Genomic DNA, 17,146 nt, shown 5'->3' with positions numbered 1-17,146 from the left:
GGCGGACCTCAGTTCCCCGCCTTGGCGGAAGCGGGCCGGAAGATAATCCCGGACACGTTGATCTTGCCGGCGGGCAGGGTTCCTTCGCGCGAGAGAGCCTCCACCCAGAAGCCCACGTCGCGATCGGTGATCGGCGCGCCGGGCTGGAGACCGAAGCCGAGCCAGAATTTCGCCAGCCCGCCATCCTCGCCGCGCGAGTCGAGAAGCTTGCCGACCACCTTGCGCGCCTCCTCCGGGTTCTCGCGCGCCCAGTCCGCCGCGCGGGCCGCGCCCTCGACGAAGTAGCGGGCGGCCTTCGGGTGCGCCTCGGCGAAATCGCGGCGGAACACCACGAAACCGCCGGCGAGTTCGCCCAGCACATCGGTATCGGTGAAGATCGGCCGCACACCGCCATTGGCTTCGAGCTGGCCGCCGAAGGTGGTCTGCCAATAGCCGATGCCGGCGACGTCCACCTGCTTCGCGCGCAGCGTCTGTTCGAGCTGCGGGCCCGGCACCACCACCAGCTTGGCGGATTTCGGCGGCAGCCCCTTCTGGTGGAAGGCTTCGCGGATGGTGTAGTCGAGGTGCGCGCCGAGTGTGTTGACCGAGATGGTCTTGCCCTTCAGGTCCTCGATGGTCTTGATCGGGCTGTCCTCCAGCACGTAGAAGACGCTTTCCACGCCCTTCTTGATGCCATTGGACGGATAGGCGATGAGGAAGTCGTTACCGCCGGCGATGGAGTTCAAGACCGCCGAGGTGGCGGCGGAACCGAGATCGATGCTGCCGCCGGCAAGGGCGAACAGCGTCTCCGGCCCGCCACCGGCGAACCCCTTGTTCTCCAGCTTGATGCCATAGGGCTCATAGTAGCCCAGCACCTCCGCCAACTCGTGCGGGCTGACGCTGCCGCGGTTGGGGAGAAAGCGGAAGGTGTAGGGGTCGGACGCATCGGCCGGGGAAGCGGAGGTACCGGCGAAGGCGGGCGCGATGCCGGATGCTGCGAGGCCGGCGGCGAGAAGCGCGGCCGCGCCAAGCTTGCGGAAGGAAAAGGTCATGGTCGTGCCTTTCTGGTAGAGAACGGGAAAAGTGCGTCAGACGGGGGCGTTGCTCCACCGGCACAGGCGCCGCTGCAGGAGAACGATGGTGTAGTTGGCCGCGAGCCCCAGCGCCGCGAGCAGGAAGATGGCCGAGAACATCAACGGGATCTGGAAGTTGAACTGGGCGTTCATCACCTGGAAGCCGAGGCCCTGGTTCGCGCCGATCATCTCGGAGGCGATCAGCATCAGCAACGCCATCGTCGCCGACAGGCGCAGGCCCACGAATATGGAGGGCAGCGCCCCGGGCAGCACGACCCGGCGGAACACCTGCAGGCGCGAGGCGCCGTAAACCCGTGCCATCTCCACCAGCTTGGGGTCCACCTCCTTCACGCCGCCGATGGTGGACAGCAGGAGCGGGAATATCGTGGCCCAGAAGATGACGAACACCTTCGACAACTCCCCGAGCCCCAGCAGCAGGATGAAAACCGGGTAGAGGGCCAGCGCCGACGTCTGGCGGAAGAGCTGGAGAATGGGGTCCAGCGCCCGCTCCACCGCCCGGATCTGTCCCATGAAAAGGCCGAGCGGAACGGCCACCGCCACGGCAGCCACGAAGGCGATGCCCGATCGCTGCAGGCTGATGCCCAGGTCCGCCAGCAGCGAGCCTTGCGTCATGCCGCGCCAGAAGGCGGCGGCAATGTCATCCAGAGGCGGGAAGACGGAGGGGTTCACCCAGCGCTGGATGCTGGCCACATGCCACAGCAGCAGGAAACCGATGAGCAGTCCGTAGCGGGAAAGGAAACGCCCGGCCCCCTCCAGCAAGGACTGCAGCGGCTTTTGGCCGCCGGTTTCTTCCTCACCGTTGAGGGCGACGACGGTGCTGTTCACGTCCTGAACGCTCATGTCGTTCTCCTTCTGTGTGAGATGCTCACTCCGCCGCCTGCACGGCGGGGCGGCTCCAGCGGTTTTCCGGCTTGGGCAGGCCAAGATTCTCGCGCAGCGTCCGCCCCTCGTAGGCGGTGCGGAACAGGTTGCGCCGCTGCAGCTCCGGCACCACCAGATCGATGAAATCCTCAAGCGCGGTGGGCAGATAGGGCGGCAGGACGTTGAAGCCGTCGGCGGCTTCGTTCTCGAACCACTCCTGCAGCTTGTCGGCGGTCTGGAGGGCCGAGCCCACGAAGGTGTAATGGCCGCGCGCCGTCGCGATCCACGAATAAAGCTCGCGGATGGTGAAGTTGTTCTCATCGGCGATCTGGCGGATGAGTACCTGCCGGCTCTTGTTGCCCTCGGTCTCTGTCGCCGGGGGCAGGGGGCCGTCCAGCGGATAGCCGGAAAGGTCGAGCGTGCCGCCGGTGAGGGAGTTGAGGAGCGCCACGCCGTCTTCCGGAACGATCAGATCGGTGAGGGCGCGGTATTTCTCGCGCGCCTCTTCCTCTGTCCGCCCGACGAAGGGGGCGAAGCCGGGCATGATGAGCACATGGTCCGGATTGCGGCCCGCAGCCCTGGCGCGGCGCTTGATGTCGCGATAGAATTCCTGCGCGGAGTCGAGCGTCTGGTGGGCGGTGAAGATCACCTCCGCCGTTTCCGCCGCAAGCTGGCGGCCCGCCTCGGACGAACCCGCCTGCACGATCACCGGTTGTCCCTGCGGCGAGCGCGAGATGTTCAGCGGCCCCTGCACGCGGAAATGCCGGCCGCGATGGTCGATGGCGTGGACCTTGTCCCTGTCGAGGAAGCGGCCGGACGCCTTGTCGCGAATGAAGGCGTCATCCTCCCAGCTATCCCACAGGGCGGTCACTACCTCCACGTATTCGCGCGCCCGATCATACCGATCGGCATGGGGAAGCTGGTGGTCGAGGTTGAAGTTGCGGGCGGTGTCGTCGCCTACCGTGGTCACCACGTTCCAGCCTGCCCGGCCGCCGGAGATCAGGTCCAGCGAGGCGAACTTGCGGGCGGTGGTGAAGGGCTCCTCATAGGTCGTGGTGGCGGTGGCGATGAAGCCGAGATGGGTGGTAAGCGGCGCAAGCGCCGAAAACAGCGTCAGCGGCTCGAAGCCGGCCGCCTTGGCATTGCCGCCCTCCTTGCCGCCGATGGCGACGGAAAGGCCGTCGGCCAGAAAGTAGGCATCGAACAGGCCGCGCTCGGCAATCTGGGCGAGTTGGCGATGGAAGTCGAAACTCACCGCCCCGTCGGCCGGCTGGTCGGGATGACGCCAGGAAGCGATATGCTGGCCGCCACCCGGGAGAAAGGCTCCAAGCCTGATTTTGCGCGACATTTCAACTCCTTGTAACACCGCAGGAAATGGACATCCGGACGGAGGAACCCGGATTCGTCGGGCTGGCACGGCTGCGTACCCGAACGTCATCGCGAGTGTTACAAGCGGTCGCTTTTATGTCAACTAATTCTATATATTTTATGAAATTTGGAAGGGCAAAGTGTGAGCTTTTGATAACGGATTGATATTCAATGAATTATCGGGAGTTCCGGCTACGGCGGCCGGCGGGGCTCATGCCGCTCCGCCGTTTCGGAGAACGTTGCCACGCCGCGGCCTTGCGGGCAGGGCCGGCATGCCGGTTTTCTCGGCGACGCTGGCAAGTTTCGCATCGATGCGTACGGCCGCGTCGATCACGTGCCGGCGCATCAGTTCCTCGCCGGAGTGCGCGAAAGTCTCCTCCCGCAGGATCATCACCAGACTGCCGAGCACCCGTTTGTCGGGATCGAAGATCGGCGCGCCGATGCCGACGAGATCGGGTATGACCTCGCCGTGGGTGACGACGCATCCCTCCTTGCGCATGCGCGACATCGTCGTGCGGAACTCGTCCCAGTTCGATCCAAGGCCGGCGGCGCGGATCTCGTCGGCGTGCCAGAGCATGATGCTGCGCAGCTGGTAGGGCGTGAGATTGGACAGGATCACCTTTGCCATCGCGCCGCGGAACATCGGCATGGGGCGGCCGCGCTCATAGAACCGGGTGAGACTTTCGTCCGGCCAGGCGAGGTCGGCGCACATCACCTTGTTTCCATAATAGCTGCACAGCATGAAGTTGATCCGAAGCGCGCCCGCCACCTCGTGCATGACCGGGCTGGCGTTGGTCAGGAGGGGATCGGTCAGCCGCATCAGCCTGTCCAGCTCGATCACCCGCGGCCCCAGCACGTAGGTGTTGCCGGTCGCCGGCGCGAGGACGCCGGCCTTCGAGAGAGACTGCAGATAGCGGTAGGCCGTCGCCCGCGAGAGGCGCGTGAGCTGCATGACATCCTCAAGCTGCACACCGACCTTGTCATCGTCGAACAGGTCCAGAATGCCCAGCATCTTGTCCAGGCTCGTCATGCGGGTTTCCGTATCATTTGCTGGTCTCATAATCCTCCATCCGAGCCGACATGGTTATCGTGACGTAGCTTCCTATCACATTGCGCGGCCCTGAAGTCCGCCGCCAGGTCCAGGCATATAAGGTCCATACATATCAGGTCCGGGCATACCGGGCCCGCATCGCATTGCGGCCCCTTCCGGATATCCCCCGCCGGCCGAATCCCGCAGCGACCGCGCCGCTCCTTTTTCTCCCCGATCATGCATACAACAGTTTGACGTGGTCCGGAAATTGTTATAAATCTCATTATATGCGACAACTGATAATTATCCGATAATGGTTGCGCGTTCACAAGGGAGGTTGTTATGGCGCGTCTGGCGGGCAAGATCGCCCTCATCACCGGAGCCGGTGCCGGAATAGGGCGCGAGGCCGCTATTCTGTTTGCTGCCGAGGGTGCGAGCGTCGTGGTGGCGGAGCTGGACGGGACGGCCGGCGGAGAGACTGTTCGCCTCATCGAAGCTGCGGGCGGCCGCGCCTGCTTCGTTGCCATGGACGTGACCGAGCCCGAGAGCGTCGAAAGCGGCGTGCGGCAGGCAGTCGAGACGTTCGGCGCGCTGCACATCCTCTACAACAACGCCGGCGGCTCCACGATGCACGACGGCCCGGTAACCGAAGTGCCTCTCGACGAATTCTGGCGCGCCATCAGGCTCGATCTGCTGGGAACCTGGCTGGTTTGCCGCTACGGCATTCCGGAACTCATCAAGGCCGGGGGCGGCTCCGTCATCAACGCCTCTTCCGTGGTGGCCCTGATCGGCTGGGGCGGCAAGGACGCCTACACCGCCGCCAAGGGTGGCGTGACGGCGCTGACGCGCTCGATGGCGGTGGAGTATGCGCCCTACAAGGTGCGCGTGAACGCCGTCGCCCCCTGCGTGACACGCACGCCCCGGGTGATGGAGCAGCTTGCCGCCAACGCCACCACGCAAAAATTCGCCGAGCAGCACCTGCTCGGCCTTGCCGAGCCGCGCGATGTCGCCCAGGCGGCGCTGTTTCTCGCTTCCGACGAGGCGGCGCGCACGACCGGCCATATTATAAGGGTTGACAGCGGCCTGACGATCTCGTGACGGAAACCGGCAACACCAACCGGGAGAGAAACGGGAGATCGGCATGCAGCATCTCATGCGGGACAAGGTCGTCATTGTCACGGGCGCGGGTTCGCCCGCCGGCATCGGCCTGGCAACGGCGAAGGCATTCGCGGCGGCGGGCGCACGGGTCGCGATAACGGATGTGGCGGAAGGCAGTGCGCCGCGCCGCGCGCGGGACATCGGCGATGAAGTGCGGGGATACACCTGCGACGTCACCGACCGCGCCGCCTGCGAGGCCCTGGCGGAGGAAGTGCTGGATGCCTGGGGGCGGATCGACGTTCTCGTCAACAACGCCGGCATCACCCAGTCGCGCAAGGTCATGGACATCGCGCGCGCGGACTACGATCTGCTGATGGACGTCAACCTGCGCGGTGCCCTGCATATGTCGCAGGCGGTCATCCCGGCAATGGCCGCCCGGGGGTCGGGGTCGATCGTGTGCATCGCCTCCGTTGCCGCGCAGCGCGGCGGCGGCTTCGTCGGCGGTTCCCACTACGCGGCCTCGAAAGGCGGCGTGCTGGGTCTCGTCAAGGGCATGGCGCGCGAACTCGGCCCACAGGGCATTCGCGTCAACGCGGTCAATCCCGGCGTCATCATCACCGACATGAATTCCCGGGCCTTCGATGAGGCGCGGCGGCGGCAGATCGTCGAGAGCATTCCGCTCGGCCGTTTCGGCCGGCCCGAGGACGTGGCTGGCGTGTGTCTGTTCCTCGGCTCCGATCTGTCCGCCTACATGACCGGCAGCGAAATCGACGTGAACGGCGGCATCCACATTCACTGACAGCCCTATATCCGGAGGGACAGGACAATGCAGCCCCAGGTGCCGATCACGCCGAGCTTTCGCCTCGACGGCCGCCATGCGATCGTGACCGGCGGCGGGCGCGGCATCGGCTTCGCGCTTGCCGCCGCGCTCGCCCAGGCGGGTGCCCGCGTCACGCTCTGGGCACGCTCGCCCGATGAGATCGAGGACGCCGCCGCGACGATCCGCGCCCATGGCGGCGCGGCGCAAGGCCGCGCGGTGGATGTGCGCGACGGCAATGCCGTGCGTGAGGCGATGGACGCCGCCGAGCCGTGCGACATCCTTGTGAACAACGCCGGCACGAACCGGCCGCGCCCCTTCGTCGATGCGACGGAGGAGGAGTTCGATACAGTGATGGGCCTGAACGTGCGTGCCGCCTATTTCGTGGCGCAGGCGGCCGCGCGCCGCATGATTTCGGCCGGCCGGGCCGGCGCGATCGTCAACGTCTCGTCGCAGGCCGGGCATGTCGCCGCCGCCGGACGGTCCGCCTACACGATTTCCAAGTTCGCCGTCGAAGGGATGACCAAATCGCTCGCGGTCGAACTCGCACCGCGCGGAATCCGCGTCAACAGCCTGTGCCCGACCTTCATCGAAACCGAGATGACGCGCCCGGCCCTTTCCGATCCCGCATTCCGCGACTTCGTCCTGTCGCGCATCAGGCTCGGCCGTCTCGGCCGGGTCGAGGACCTGATGGGCGCCGCGGTCTTCCTCGCTTCGGACGCATCCGCGCTGATGACCGGGTCGTCGCTGATGGTGGACGGCGGATGGACCGCGGGATGAACGGCAGCAAGCCAACGACAGAGGCACAATACGGGGAACACGATCCATGTTCTATCACATCGTTCTGATGAGTTTCACGTCCGAGGCGAACGCGGCCTTTTTCGACAAGGTCGAACACTACGTGCGGCGGGTGCGCGCGGAGTGCGACGGCCTCGTCACCTATGCGATGGCGCAGAACGGCGCCTCGCGCAGCGACGGCCTCACTCACGGGGTGGTTGCGACCTTCCGGTCCTCGCAGGCTCACGACGCCTATCAGGTCTCCCCCGCGCATGTGGAAATGAAGACATATATGTCGCCCTTCATTTCCCGCATCGTCGTGCTCGATACCGAGGTGGCAGCATGAGCAGCGAAAACGGCACCGCGCCCATCGAGCGCTTCCTCACGCTCCACGGCCTTACCAGCTATGACGAACTGGTCGAACGCGCCGCGCGCGATCCCGAATGGTTCTGGCCGGCGGTCATGCAGTTTCACGGCCTGCACTTCTTCAAGCCATACGAGCGTCTGCTCGATGTGTCGAAGGGGCCGGAATGGGCAGAATGGTGCATCGGCGGCACCACCAACATCGCCTACAATTGCCTGAACCGCACCATCGCCAATGGTCTCGGCGGCAAGGACGCGGTCCTGTGGGAAGGGGAGGACGGCACGCGGCGGGCGGTGTCCTACGCGCAGCTGCAGGAGACCGTGGCCCGGGCCGCGGGCGGGCTCACGGCGCTCGGCATCGGCAGGGGCGACGTCGTGGGTCTGTTCATGCCCTCCGTTCCGGAAACCATCGCCGCCTTCCTCGCCATCGTCAGCATCGGCGCCATCGCGCTGCCGATGTTCTCCGGCTTCGGCGCGCAGGCAGTGGCCGAGCGTCTCGGGGACGCCGGTGCGGTCGCCGTCGTCACCGTGGATCGGACCTTGCGCCGCGGCAAGGCGATCGAGATGGCGGAAACGATCGATGCCTTGCGCGGCATGACGCCGTCGCTTCGCCATATCGTGGTCGTGCCGCGGGATGCGGCCCATCCAGATCCGCGCTGGCTCGGCTGGGCGGAGCTGCTCGCGACGGGCGAGCCGGTGGCGCCCGTGGAGCTGCCGGCCGAGACGCCGGCCATGCTGGTCTACACCTCGGGAACCTCGGGCAAGGCCAAGGGCACGGTCCACTCGCATTGCGGGTTCATGACGAAGGTGGCGCTCGACTTCGGCACCATCCTCGACCTGCGGCCCGACGACCGGCTGTTGTGGATGAGCGACATGGGCTGGCTCACGGGGCCGATACTGGCCGTCGCCTCGCCCATGGTCGGTGCGACCATGTTGCTGGCCGAGGGCGTTCCCGACTATCCCGAGCCCGGCCGGTTGTGGCGGCTGGCGCAGGATTACGGCATCACCTTCCTCGGCGTCGCGCCGACCATGGTGCGCGCCTTCATGCAGCAACCGCCCGGCACCGTGGAGAGCTACGACCTGTCGACGCTGCGCGTCACCGCCGCGACGGGCGAGCCGTGGACGCCGGAGGCGTGGAACTGGTTCCGCGACAAGGTATGCGGCAACCGGGCTCCGATCCTGAACTACTCGGGCGGCACCGAGATCGGCGGCGGCATCATCGCCAGCACGATCCTGCATCGCGACCTCAAGCCATGCGCCTTCGGCGGCCCCATCCCCGGCATGGGCGCGGTCGTCGTCGATCTGACGGGTCGCCCGCTGCCGCGCGGCGAGGTCGGCGAACTGGCGCTGACAGTTCCGTCGATCGGCCTGACGCGCGGCCTGTGGCGCGACCCGGACCGCTATCTTGAGAGCTACTGGTCGACCATCTCCGGCCTGTGGGTGCATGGCGACTTCGCGTCGGTCGACGCAGACGGGAACTGGTTCATCCACGGCCGCTCGGACGACACGATCAAGATCGCCGGCAAACGCACCGGACCGGCCGAGATCGAGGCGTTCCTGCTGGGCACCGGCAAGGTGGCCGAGGCTGCGGCGATCGGCGTCCCGGACCCGGTGAAGGGCTCTGCCGTGGTCTGCGTCTGCGTGCTCGCGCGCGGTGTCAGCGAGACGCCCGAGGTTGTGGACGAACTGCGGCGGGCCGTGGTCGAGGGGCTCGGATCGTCCTTCCGGCCGAAGGCGGTCGCGTTCGTCGGCGATCTTCCCAAGACCCGCAGCATGAAGATCATGCGCCGCGTGGTTCGGTCGATCTGGATCGGGGAGCCGGTCGGCGACGTGTCGGGGCTGGTGAATCCGGAGGCGGTCGCGCAGCTGCGCTCCCGGCCGGGCGAGGCGGAGGTTCCGACATGAGCGCCGCGGCATCGAATGGCGAAATCTTTCGCGGCTACGAGCGCCTGCGCTTCGAGAGGCCGCATCCCAACGTCCTGCGTATCGTCATGCACAATCCCGAGCGGCTGAACGCGGTCGATCAGGTCATGCACGGGGAGCTGGCGCGCGTCTGGCGCGATGTCGATGTCGACACTTCGGTGTCGGCGGTCATCATCACCGGCCACGGCGCCGCTTTCTCTGCCGGCGGCGACTTCCGCATGATCGAGCGGATCATGAACGACTTCGATACCAGGGCCCGGAACTGGAAGGAGGCGCGCGACATCGTCTTCAACCTGCTCAACTGTTCGAAGCCCGTGGTGAGCGCCATGCGCGGTCCCGCGGTCGGCGCGGGACTGGCCTGCGGCCTCCTCGCGGACATCCCGATCGCGGCGAAGGATGCGCGCATCATCGACGGCCATACCAGACTTGGCGTCGCGGCGGGCGACCATGCGGCGATCGTCTGGCCGCTGCTGTGCGGCATGGCCAAGGCCAAGTACCACCTTTTGCTGTGCGAGGCGTTGTCCGGCGAGGAGGCGGAGCGCATCGGCCTCGTCGCGCTGGCGGTGGACGACGCCGAGCTGGACGCCAGGGCTCTGGAGATCGCCGTCCGGCTGGCCGAGGGCGCGCCCAGCGCGATCCGCTGGACAAAATACGCGCTCAACAACTGGCTGCGTTCGGCCGGCCCGGCCTTCGACACGTCGCTGGCGCTGGAGTTTCTCGGCTTCTCCTCCCCGGATGTCAGGGAAGGCCTGGCAGCGCACCGCGAAAAACGACAGCCGGATTTTCCGCGCGAAAGCCCTCTCTGAACAACGGTGCCGAGGAAGCGGCGACAATCCCGTTGAGCACGATATAATATGTATCGCGTATGATGCGTATTGACGAAAATCGCATATTATGCGACTAATCACAAAAAATAACACAGGGTCTGGAGGGACCCCAAAGGGAGGAGGGCGGCAGCGCATGCCGATGGCCATGTCCGATGACATTATCCTCGCAACAGAAGGATTAACCAAGGATTTCAAGGGCTTTACGGCTGTGGACGACGTAACGTTGCGCGTCCGCCGCGGCAGCATCCATGCGCTGATCGGCCCCAACGGCGCCGGCAAGACGACATGCTTCAATCTCCTGACCAAGTTTCTGGAACCGACCAGGGGAACGATCACCTACAACGGCCGTAACATCACGGCGACGAAGCCCACCGATGTCGCGCGTCTCGGCATGGTCCGTTCTTTCCAGATATCGGCCGTGTTTCCTCACATGAGCGTCATGGAGAATGTCCGCATCGCGCTGCAGAAGAAGCGCGGCGAAAGCTTCGATTTCTGGCGTTCGGAGCGGACGCTCGACACGCTCGACGACGAAGTCCGCAATCTCGTCGGCGCCGTCGGGCTGGGCGATTTCGTCGCCGCAAAGGCCGTCGAGCTTCCCTACGGCCGCAAGCGGGCGCTGGAGATCGCCACGACGCTGGCGCTCGATCCGGAGATGCTTCTGCTCGACGAGCCGATGGCGGGCATGGGCCATGAGGATGTCGAGCGCATCGCGGCGCTGATCCGGCGCATCGCCGCCAACCGCACCATTCTGATGGTGGAGCACAACCTGTCGGTCGTCGCCTCGCTGTCGGACACGATCACCGTGCTGGCGCGCGGGCGGGTCCTGGCGCAGGGCGACTACGCCACCGTGTCGAAGGATCCGCGCGTGATCGAGGCGTACATCGGAGCAGGTCATGGCTGAGACGGCAAGGAACGTGGCACAGGCTGACCCGGCGCCGCAGCTCGCCGTCGAGAACCTGCACGCATGGTATGGCGAAAGCCACGTGCTGCACGGCGTCACCTTCGCGGTGAAGCCGGGCGAGGTGGTGACGCTGCTGGGGCGCAACGGGGCGGGCAAGACCACGACGCTCAAATCGATCATCGGCATCGTCGGCAGGCGCACCGGTTCCATCGCCTTCGCGGGCACCGAAACCATCGGCATGGTGTCGCGCGCCATCGCGCGCCTCGGTATCGCGTATGTGCCGGAGGAGCGCGGCATCTACGCCTCGCTCAACGTCGAGGAGAACCTGATGCTGCCGCCGCAGGTGCGGCCGGGCGGCTTCACGGTCGAGCAGATCTTCGAGCTGTTCCCGAACCTCAGGGAGCGGCTCGCGAGCCAGGGAACGAAGCTGTCGGGCGGCGAACAGCAGATGCTGGCCATCGCCCGCATCCTGCGCACCGGCGCCCGCACCCTGCTGCTCGACGAACCGACCGAAGGGTTGGCGCCGGTCATCATCCAGCAGATCGGCCGCACGCTGGCGCGGCTGAAGCAGGAGGGCTTCACGATCGTGCTGGTCGAGCAGAATTTCCGGTTCGCGCAATCGGTCGCGGATCGCCACTACATCGTCGAGCAGGGGCGGGTCATCGACATGATCGCCAACGACGAACTCGACGCCAACCACGACAAGCTCCAGACCTATCTCGGCGTCTGACGCCGGGCGGGTGAGGGGAGGGGAGGAAGAAAAATGAGACAGGCGAGATTGCCGGCACGGGCCGGATCGCAGCTTGCATCGGCATGGGCCGTGCCATGTTCGAGCTGATCGGCATCACACCCCAGGTTCTGTTCGGCCAGTTGCTGCTCGGTCTGATCAACGGATCGTTCTACGCGATCCTTTCCCTCGGACTGGCAGTGATCTTCGGGCTCCTGAACATCATCAATTTCACGCACGGTGCGCAGTACATGCTGGGCGCGTTCGCCGCCTGGATGCTGCTGAACTACGCCGGCATCGGCTATTGGTGGGCGCTGCTCCTCGCGCCGCTGATCGTCGGCGCCCTGGCGATAGTGGCGGAGCGGCTGCTGATATCGCGACTCTACAAGCTCGACCATCTGTACGGCCTGCTGCTCACCTTCGGGCTGGCGCTGGTCATCCAGGGGTTGTTCCGCAACTACTACGGCGCCTCGGGCCTGCCTTATGCCATCCCGCCGCTGCTTTCGGGCGGGCATAATCTCGGCTTCATGTTCCTGCCGAACTATCGCGGCTGGGTTGTCGTCGCGTCGCTCACGGTCTGCCTGACGACCTGGTACATGATCGAGAAAACCCGCCTGGGCTCGTATCTGCGGGCCGCCACCGAGAACCCCGTCCTGACCGAGGCCTTCGGTATCAACGTGCCGCGTCTGGTCACCCTGACCTACGCTTTCGGCGTCGCGCTCGCCGCCTTCGCGGGTGTGCTGGCGGCGCCGATCTATTCGGTCAATCCCAATATGGGCGCGGACATCATCATCGTCGTCTTCGCCGTGGTGGTGATCGGCGGCATGGGATCGATCCTCGGCTCCATCATCACCGGCTTCGGTCTCGGCCTCATCGAGGGGCTGACCAAGGTGTTCTATCCGGAAATCTCCGCGACCGTGATCTTCATCATCATGGCCATCGTCCTGCTCATCAAGCCGGCCGGCCTGTTCGGGAGGGCTACCTGATGGCCAATGTTTCCACGACCGTCGCGGCCGGCGTCGCACCCGCCTCCGGCGGCGACCGCACCCGGACCTTGCACCGGGCCATCTTCATCGGCCTTGCGCTGATGCTCGCAGTCGCGCCCTTCCTCGTCTATCCCGTTTTTCTGATGAAGGTGCTGTGCTTCGCGCTGTTCGCCTGCGCCTTCAACCTCCTGCTCGGCTTTGGCGGGCTGATGTCTTTCGGCCACGCCGCCTATTTCGGCATGGCGAGCTATGTCAGCGCGCACGCCGCCAAGGTATGGGGCCTCACGCCGGAACTCGCGATCCTGGCCGGCACCGCGGTGGCGATGGTGCTGGGCGCGGTGTTCGGCGCGCTCGCCGTGCGCCGCAAGGGAATCTACTTCGCCATGGTTACCCTTGCGCTGGCGCAGATGGTCTACTTCCTGTCCGTTCAGGCCCCTTTCACCGGCGGCGAGGACGGCATTCAGGCCGTGCCGCGCGGCAGGCTCCTCGGCCTCATCAGCTTCGCCGACGACCGCGTGCTGTATTATTTCGTCATGGCTGTCTTCATGGGCGGGCTCCTGCTCATCTACCGCGTCATCCATTCACCCTTCGGGCAGGTCTGCAAGGCGATCCGCGAGAACGAACCGCGCGCCATCTCGCTCGGCTACCGCCCGCTGCATTACAAACTGGCGATGTTCGTGCTCTCCGCCGGTCTCGCCGGCCTCGCCGGCGCCACCAAGGCCATCGTCTTCCAGCTCGCCTCTCTCACCGACGTTCATTGGTCGATGTCGGGAGAACCGGTGCTGATGACCCTCATCGGCGGCATCGGCACCGTATTCGGGCCCATCGCGGGCGCGCTCGTCGTCGTGTCGATGCAGAACTACCTCGCCCATCTCGGCGCGTGGGTCACTGTCGTGCAGGGCGGGATCTTCATCCTCGCAGTGCTCATCTTCAGGGAGGGCATCGTCGGCTTCATCGCGGGCCGGTTGAAGCAACAACTATAAAGCAGAATCCAAAGGAGGAATCGTAATGGGAAAACCCTGGAAATATCTGTTGCCGCTGGTGCTGGCCATGAACCTGACGGCGGGCGCGGCCGTGGCGGAAAAGGTGAAATTCGGCGTGCTGACGGACATGAGCGGCCCCTTCTCGGACCTCTCCGGCGCGGGATCGGTAGAGGCCGCGCGCCTCGCGATCGAGGATTTCGGCGGAGAGGTGCTGGGGGAGAAGATCGAGCTGATTTTCGCCGACCACCAGCACAAGCCCGACGTGGGCCTCAACACCGCGAGGCAATGGTATGACGTCGACGGCGTGGACGTCATCCTCGACGTGCCGAATTCCGCCATCGCGCTGGCGGTGAACACGCTCACCGCCGAGAAAAAGAAGATTGCGATCTATGCAAGCGCGGCCACCGACCGCTTGACCGAGGATTCGTGCAACGGCTACGGGCTGCACTGGACCTTCGACACCTATTCCCAGACGCGCGGCGCCGCCCGCGCCCTGATCGAGCAGGGGATCGACACCTGGTTTCTGCTTGTCGCGGACTATGCCTATGGCCACAGCATGGAGGAGGCCATGCGCGAAGCCGTCACCGGGGCCGGCGGCAAGATCGTCGGCAGCGTCCGTCATCCGCTGCAGACGCTCGACTTCTCCTCCTACCTGCTCCAGGCGCAGAATTCGGGCGCCAAGATCGTGGCGCTGGCGTCGGGCGGCGATGTGACGATCAATGCCATCAAGCAGGGCCGCGAGTTCGGCCTGCAGCAGGGCGGGCAGCGGCTGGCGAGCCTGCTCACCTTCATTACCGATGTGCATGGCCTTGGCCTCGACATGATGCAGGGCCTGCAATTCGCTGTGCCGTATTACTGGGACATGGATGACCAGACCCGCGCCTTCGCCAAGCGCTTCCACGAGCGCACGGGCAAGATGCCGGGCGAGGCGCAGGCCGGCATCTATTCGGGCGTGCTGCACTATCTCAGGGCGGTGAAGGCCGTGGGCAGCAAGGACTCCGACCAGGTGCTCACCTGGATGCGCGATAACCCCGTCGAGGACATGTTCTCGCGCCATGGCAAGCTGCTGCCCAATGGCCGCATGGTCCACGACATGTATCTGGTCGAGGTGAAGTCGCCCGCCGACAAGGCCTACGACTGGGATTATTACCGCGTGGTCTCCACCATTCCCGCGGAACGCGCCTTCCGGCCGCTTTCCGAGAGCGCCTGTCCGATCACCAAGGGCAAGTAATACCAACGCCTCCGGAAGGGACAAGCCGCCGCATGCCGGCGACCGCTCGCAACAGAAGGCCGCCCCATGAACAAGGGCGGCCTTTTCGGGTCGCGCCACGTGAATTGCGTATGAAAGGCAGGCGCGTATTCTTTGGAAACGCGCCTGCCGGTCCCGTCATACGGCGCGGCGACGGGCGGAGAAGCCGCCGTCGATGGTGACGACGGTGCCCGATATGTAGCTGGCACGCGCGGACGACAGGAAGGCGCACAGATCGGCGACTTCCTCCACGGATGCCGGCCGGCCGCCGGGGTATTTTTCGAACAGTTCCTGCCAGCGGTTTTCGTCGCCCAGCGTTTCGTCGGCCTTGCGCTTCATGAGCGTCGATACCCGCTCCGTCGCGACGGGGCCCGGGTTGATGCCGACGACCCGTATCCCGTCCTCGAAGCTCGCGCCGCCCAGCGCCTTGGTGAAGGACATCAACGCGGCATTGCCCGTGCTGCCCGCGATGAAGCCGGCATCCCAGTTTTCGCCCGAGTTGCCGATAATATTGACGATGACGCCTCCCTTGCCTTTCATTTTCATGTAGAAGGCGCGCGCCAGCGTAATATAGCCGAATACCTTGAGATCGAAGCTGCGTCGCCATGCCTCGCCGTCGAGATGTTCCAGCGAGCCGGCGGGGATGGCGCCCGCGTTGTTCACGAGAATATCGATATCGCCGGCATCGGCCGCAAGCTTTTCCGTCGCCTGCGCGTGCGACAGGTCGAGCGCGTGCAGGGCCACGCGAACCTTGTGCGCCGTTTCGATCTCCTTCCGGGCGGCTGCGAGCGCCTCGCCGTCGCGGGCGGCGAGATGAAGGTCGCAACCTTCCTTCGCCAGCGCTCGTGCAACCGCAAGGCCGATGCCTTTCGAGGCGCCGGTGATGAGCGCCGTCTTGCCGTCGAGTTCCAGATTCATGCTGTTCTCCCCCTGTCGTGCCCGGTGATCCGGCCGGTTATTCGGCAGCGCGGTGCCGATGCTCGAACAGCCGCACGCGGCGGGTCGGAGGCAGGATCCGGCTGTGCTCTGCCATAACTTTTAGTTTCCTATGCTAGACCAGAGCATCGTTATCGCCGCATTCCCTTTGTGTCAAAGTACACTTAACCAACAGGGCGAACGTCCGGGGAGGGAACCATGGATATCGAACTGCCCGAAGAGCAGCGAGCTTTTTTCAGCCCGGCCCGCAGGTCTGCCTTGTCGGAACAGGCCGAGAGCGCCGTGCGGCGCACGAATGCGCGGGAATGCGCCCGGCAGGCGGCGCAGAAGCTTGCGGATATGGAGCCTTCGGCAAGCGCTTTCCCCGCAAACGATCGCGGCCCGTGTGGGCTGCCAACGGATTCAGTGCTTGTCACTCGCGCCGCCAGCCGCCCGAAGCCGGGTGGCATGACCCACGCCTGCGACCTCACGCCGATCCACCCCCTCGTCAACCATGCCCCGGGGGACGGGGAGAAACGGTTTCTGCCCGGGCGTATCCGGAATTCGTGAGAGGTGGATCACGGCCGCCGCGGCGGGCGAAAAGGGAGGCGGCAATGGACGTCAGGGATGTCCGCGACGGCATGTCCGCATCGGGACCGCTATGATTTCCACCGCTGACAGCGGCGCCGCAAGCGGATCGTCCCGAAATGCGCTTCAATATTGAAAAATGCTCACCAGTATAAGGAGCCCATCATGGGCATAAAGAGCCAAAAGGACTTCCTGTCCGGTCTCATGTTCATAGCTTTGGGCATGGCTTACGTGATCGGCGCCAGCAGCTATAAGATCGGTTCGGCGTCGAATATGGGGCCCGGTTACTTCCCTCTTCTGCTCGCCATCCTGCTGACGGGCATCGGCGTTATGGTCACCTACTTTTCCCTTGCCGGCGAAGCGGATCCGGAGGGTGCGATTACCGATTTCGCGCCACGACCCCTGATATTCGTTCTTGCCGCCAATCTCGTCTTCGGTGTGCTTCTGGGCGGGCTTCCATCGTTAGGGCTTCCGTCGTTCGGCATGCTGGTGGCCATCGCAGGTCTGGTTTTCGTTGTCGGAATGGCGATCCGCCCGATGCGCATCAAGGAGATGGTCCTGACCGCCGCGATCCTGGCAGTCTGTTGCTATGTGATCTTTCATCTGGCCTTGCGGCTACCCGTGCCGTTCTGGCCGGCCTTTCTGTAAGCCGGATCGAGG

The 17,146-nt window shown here is 65.3% G+C and carries 18 protein-coding genes; 13 read left to right on the top strand and 5 right to left on the bottom strand.

What is annotated here, in order from left to right; all coding sequences use genetic code 11:
• Positions 1-8: 8 nt before the first annotated feature.
• The 4 genes from FHS82_RS14360 to FHS82_RS14345 form a co-directional block, all read right to left on the bottom strand.
• Positions 9-1,031, bottom strand: coding sequence for an ABC transporter substrate-binding protein (locus FHS82_RS14360; RefSeq protein WP_166954045.1), 1,023 nt, complete (start codon positions 1,029-1,031; stop codon positions 9-11).
• Between the two features lie 36 nt (positions 1,032-1,067).
• The gene (locus FHS82_RS14355; RefSeq protein WP_166954043.1) at positions 1,068-1,913 is read right to left on the bottom strand and encodes an ABC transporter permease; all 846 of its coding nucleotides are present in this window, start codon (positions 1,911-1,913) and stop codon (positions 1,068-1,070) included.
• Positions 1,914-1,938: 25 nt separating this feature from the next.
• Positions 1,939-3,282 carry an LLM class flavin-dependent oxidoreductase gene (locus tag FHS82_RS14350; protein WP_166954041.1) on the bottom strand — a complete coding sequence of 448 codons (1,344 nt, stop codon included), beginning with the start codon at positions 3,280-3,282 and terminating at the stop codon, positions 1,939-1,941.
• Between the two features lie 231 nt (positions 3,283-3,513).
• Positions 3,514-4,332 carry an IclR family transcriptional regulator gene (locus tag FHS82_RS14345; RefSeq protein ID WP_166954039.1) on the bottom strand — a complete coding sequence of 273 codons (819 nt, stop codon included), beginning with the start codon at positions 4,330-4,332 and terminating at the stop codon, positions 3,514-3,516.
• Positions 4,333-4,674: 342 nt separating this feature from the next.
• Here FHS82_RS14345 and FHS82_RS14340 point away from each other — a divergent pair, with 342 nt between their 5' ends.
• The 11 genes from FHS82_RS14340 to FHS82_RS14290 all read left to right on the top strand — a co-directional run bounded on the left by FHS82_RS14340 (position 4,675) and on the right by FHS82_RS14290 (position 14,965).
• Positions 4,675-5,430, top strand: coding sequence for an SDR family NAD(P)-dependent oxidoreductase (locus FHS82_RS14340; protein ID WP_166954037.1), 756 nt, complete (start codon positions 4,675-4,677; stop codon positions 5,428-5,430).
• Between the two features lie 43 nt (positions 5,431-5,473).
• Positions 5,474-6,229 carry an SDR family NAD(P)-dependent oxidoreductase gene (locus FHS82_RS14335; protein ID WP_166954035.1) on the top strand — a complete coding sequence of 252 codons (756 nt, stop codon included), beginning with the start codon at positions 5,474-5,476 and terminating at the stop codon, positions 6,227-6,229.
• Positions 6,230-6,256: 27 nt separating this feature from the next.
• A complete protein-coding gene (locus FHS82_RS14330) occupies positions 6,257-7,027 on the top strand; it encodes an SDR family NAD(P)-dependent oxidoreductase (RefSeq protein ID WP_166954033.1) in 771 nt (256 codons plus the stop codon).
• Positions 7,028-7,073: 46 nt separating this feature from the next.
• The gene (locus FHS82_RS14325; RefSeq protein ID WP_166954031.1) at positions 7,074-7,370 is read left to right on the top strand and encodes a Dabb family protein; all 297 of its coding nucleotides are present in this window, start codon (positions 7,074-7,076) and stop codon (positions 7,368-7,370) included.
• Positions 7,367-9,292 (top strand): AMP-binding protein, encoded by a 1,926-nt coding sequence (locus FHS82_RS14320; RefSeq protein ID WP_166954029.1) that lies wholly within the window; start codon positions 7,367-7,369, stop codon positions 9,290-9,292. Before FHS82_RS14325 ends, FHS82_RS14320 begins: the two co-directional genes overlap by 4 nt.
• The gene (locus FHS82_RS14315; protein WP_166954027.1) at positions 9,289-10,116 is read left to right on the top strand and encodes an enoyl-CoA hydratase/isomerase family protein; all 828 of its coding nucleotides are present in this window, start codon (positions 9,289-9,291) and stop codon (positions 10,114-10,116) included. Before FHS82_RS14320 ends, FHS82_RS14315 begins: the two co-directional genes overlap by 4 nt.
• Positions 10,117-10,282: 166 nt before the next feature.
• Entirely contained in the window at positions 10,283-11,038 is a 756-nt protein-coding gene (locus FHS82_RS14310) for an ABC transporter ATP-binding protein (RefSeq protein WP_166954025.1), read from the top strand.
• Positions 11,031-11,768 (top strand): ABC transporter ATP-binding protein, encoded by a 738-nt coding sequence (locus FHS82_RS14305; RefSeq protein WP_166954023.1) that lies wholly within the window; start codon positions 11,031-11,033, stop codon positions 11,766-11,768. The genes FHS82_RS14310 and FHS82_RS14305 overlap by 8 nt, the downstream gene beginning before the upstream one ends.
• Positions 11,769-11,863: 95 nt before the next feature.
• Positions 11,864-12,751: a branched-chain amino acid ABC transporter permease gene (locus tag FHS82_RS14300; protein ID WP_166954021.1), complete on the top strand. Its 888-nt coding sequence runs from the start codon at positions 11,864-11,866 to the stop codon at positions 12,749-12,751.
• Positions 12,751-13,734, top strand: a complete 984-nt coding sequence (locus tag FHS82_RS14295) for a branched-chain amino acid ABC transporter permease (RefSeq protein WP_166954019.1) — start codon at positions 12,751-12,753, stop codon at positions 13,732-13,734. The genes FHS82_RS14300 and FHS82_RS14295 overlap by 1 nt, the downstream gene beginning before the upstream one ends.
• 25 nt (positions 13,735-13,759) lie before the next feature.
• On the top strand, positions 13,760-14,965 hold the full coding sequence (locus FHS82_RS14290) for an ABC transporter substrate-binding protein (protein ID WP_166954017.1): 1,206 nt from the start codon (positions 13,760-13,762) through the stop codon (positions 14,963-14,965).
• A gap of 156 nt (positions 14,966-15,121) precedes the next feature.
• On the opposite strand, the gene FHS82_RS14285 is transcribed toward FHS82_RS14290, so the two are convergent.
• Positions 15,122-15,901: an SDR family oxidoreductase gene (locus tag FHS82_RS14285; RefSeq protein WP_166954015.1), complete on the bottom strand. Its 780-nt coding sequence runs from the start codon at positions 15,899-15,901 to the stop codon at positions 15,122-15,124.
• Positions 15,902-16,117: 216 nt separating this feature from the next.
• On the opposite strand from FHS82_RS14285, the gene FHS82_RS14280 reads away from it, so the two are divergent.
• Together FHS82_RS14280 and FHS82_RS14275 are read left to right on the top strand one after the other, a co-directional pair.
• Complete coding sequence (locus FHS82_RS14280) at positions 16,118-16,468, top strand: hypothetical protein (RefSeq protein WP_166954012.1); 351 nt, start codon at positions 16,118-16,120, stop codon at positions 16,466-16,468.
• A gap of 183 nt (positions 16,469-16,651) precedes the next feature.
• On the top strand, positions 16,652-17,134 hold the full coding sequence (locus FHS82_RS14275) for a tripartite tricarboxylate transporter TctB family protein (RefSeq protein ID WP_166954010.1): 483 nt from the start codon (positions 16,652-16,654) through the stop codon (positions 17,132-17,134).
• Positions 17,135-17,146 lie beyond the last annotated feature (12 nt).

It is taken from the genome of Pseudochelatococcus lubricantis, assembly GCF_011762225.1.
Classification (GTDB): Bacteria; Pseudomonadota; Alphaproteobacteria; order Rhizobiales; family Beijerinckiaceae; genus Pseudochelatococcus; species Pseudochelatococcus lubricantis.
Note: the sequence above shows the minus strand (reverse complement) of the source record. Positions and strands in the feature narration are given on the sequence as shown.

What these genes read in the sequence shown, in the direction of transcription:
- FHS82_RS14335 (WP_166954035.1), top strand. Translation starts at nt 5,474, where the DNA reads ATGCAGCATCTCATGCGGGACAAGGTCGTCATTGTCACGGGCGCGGGT.
- FHS82_RS14285 (WP_166954015.1), bottom strand. Translation starts at nt 15,901, where the DNA reads ATGAATCTGGAACTCGACGGCAAGACGGCGCTCATCACCGGCGCCTCG.
- FHS82_RS14300 (WP_166954021.1), top strand. Translation starts at nt 11,864, where the DNA reads ATGTTCGAGCTGATCGGCATCACACCCCAGGTTCTGTTCGGCCAGTTG.
- FHS82_RS14305 (WP_166954023.1), top strand. Translation starts at nt 11,031, where the DNA reads ATGGCTGAGACGGCAAGGAACGTGGCACAGGCTGACCCGGCGCCGCAG.
- FHS82_RS14345 (WP_166954039.1), bottom strand. Translation starts at nt 4,332, where the DNA reads ATGACGAGCCTGGACAAGATGCTGGGCATTCTGGACCTGTTCGACGAT.
- FHS82_RS14325 (WP_166954031.1), top strand. Translation starts at nt 7,074, where the DNA reads ATGTTCTATCACATCGTTCTGATGAGTTTCACGTCCGAGGCGAACGCG.
- FHS82_RS14355 (WP_166954043.1), bottom strand. Translation starts at nt 1,913, where the DNA reads ATGAGCGTTCAGGACGTGAACAGCACCGTCGTCGCCCTCAACGGTGAG.
- FHS82_RS14310 (WP_166954025.1), top strand. Translation starts at nt 10,283, where the DNA reads ATGTCCGATGACATTATCCTCGCAACAGAAGGATTAACCAAGGATTTC.
- FHS82_RS14290 (WP_166954017.1), top strand. Translation starts at nt 13,760, where the DNA reads ATGGGAAAACCCTGGAAATATCTGTTGCCGCTGGTGCTGGCCATGAAC.
- FHS82_RS14330 (WP_166954033.1), top strand. Translation starts at nt 6,257, where the DNA reads ATGCAGCCCCAGGTGCCGATCACGCCGAGCTTTCGCCTCGACGGCCGC.
- FHS82_RS14360 (WP_166954045.1), bottom strand. Translation starts at nt 1,031, where the DNA reads ATGACCTTTTCCTTCCGCAAGCTTGGCGCGGCCGCGCTTCTCGCCGCC.
- FHS82_RS14320 (WP_166954029.1), top strand. Translation starts at nt 7,367, where the DNA reads ATGAGCAGCGAAAACGGCACCGCGCCCATCGAGCGCTTCCTCACGCTC.
- FHS82_RS14350 (WP_166954041.1), bottom strand. Translation starts at nt 3,282, where the DNA reads ATGTCGCGCAAAATCAGGCTTGGAGCCTTTCTCCCGGGTGGCGGCCAG.
- FHS82_RS14340 (WP_166954037.1), top strand. Translation starts at nt 4,675, where the DNA reads ATGGCGCGTCTGGCGGGCAAGATCGCCCTCATCACCGGAGCCGGTGCC.
- FHS82_RS14315 (WP_166954027.1), top strand. Translation starts at nt 9,289, where the DNA reads ATGAGCGCCGCGGCATCGAATGGCGAAATCTTTCGCGGCTACGAGCGC.
- FHS82_RS14275 (WP_166954010.1), top strand. Translation starts at nt 16,652, where the DNA reads ATGGGCATAAAGAGCCAAAAGGACTTCCTGTCCGGTCTCATGTTCATA.
- FHS82_RS14280 (WP_166954012.1), top strand. Translation starts at nt 16,118, where the DNA reads ATGGATATCGAACTGCCCGAAGAGCAGCGAGCTTTTTTCAGCCCGGCC.
- FHS82_RS14295 (WP_166954019.1), top strand. Translation starts at nt 12,751, where the DNA reads ATGGCCAATGTTTCCACGACCGTCGCGGCCGGCGTCGCACCCGCCTCC.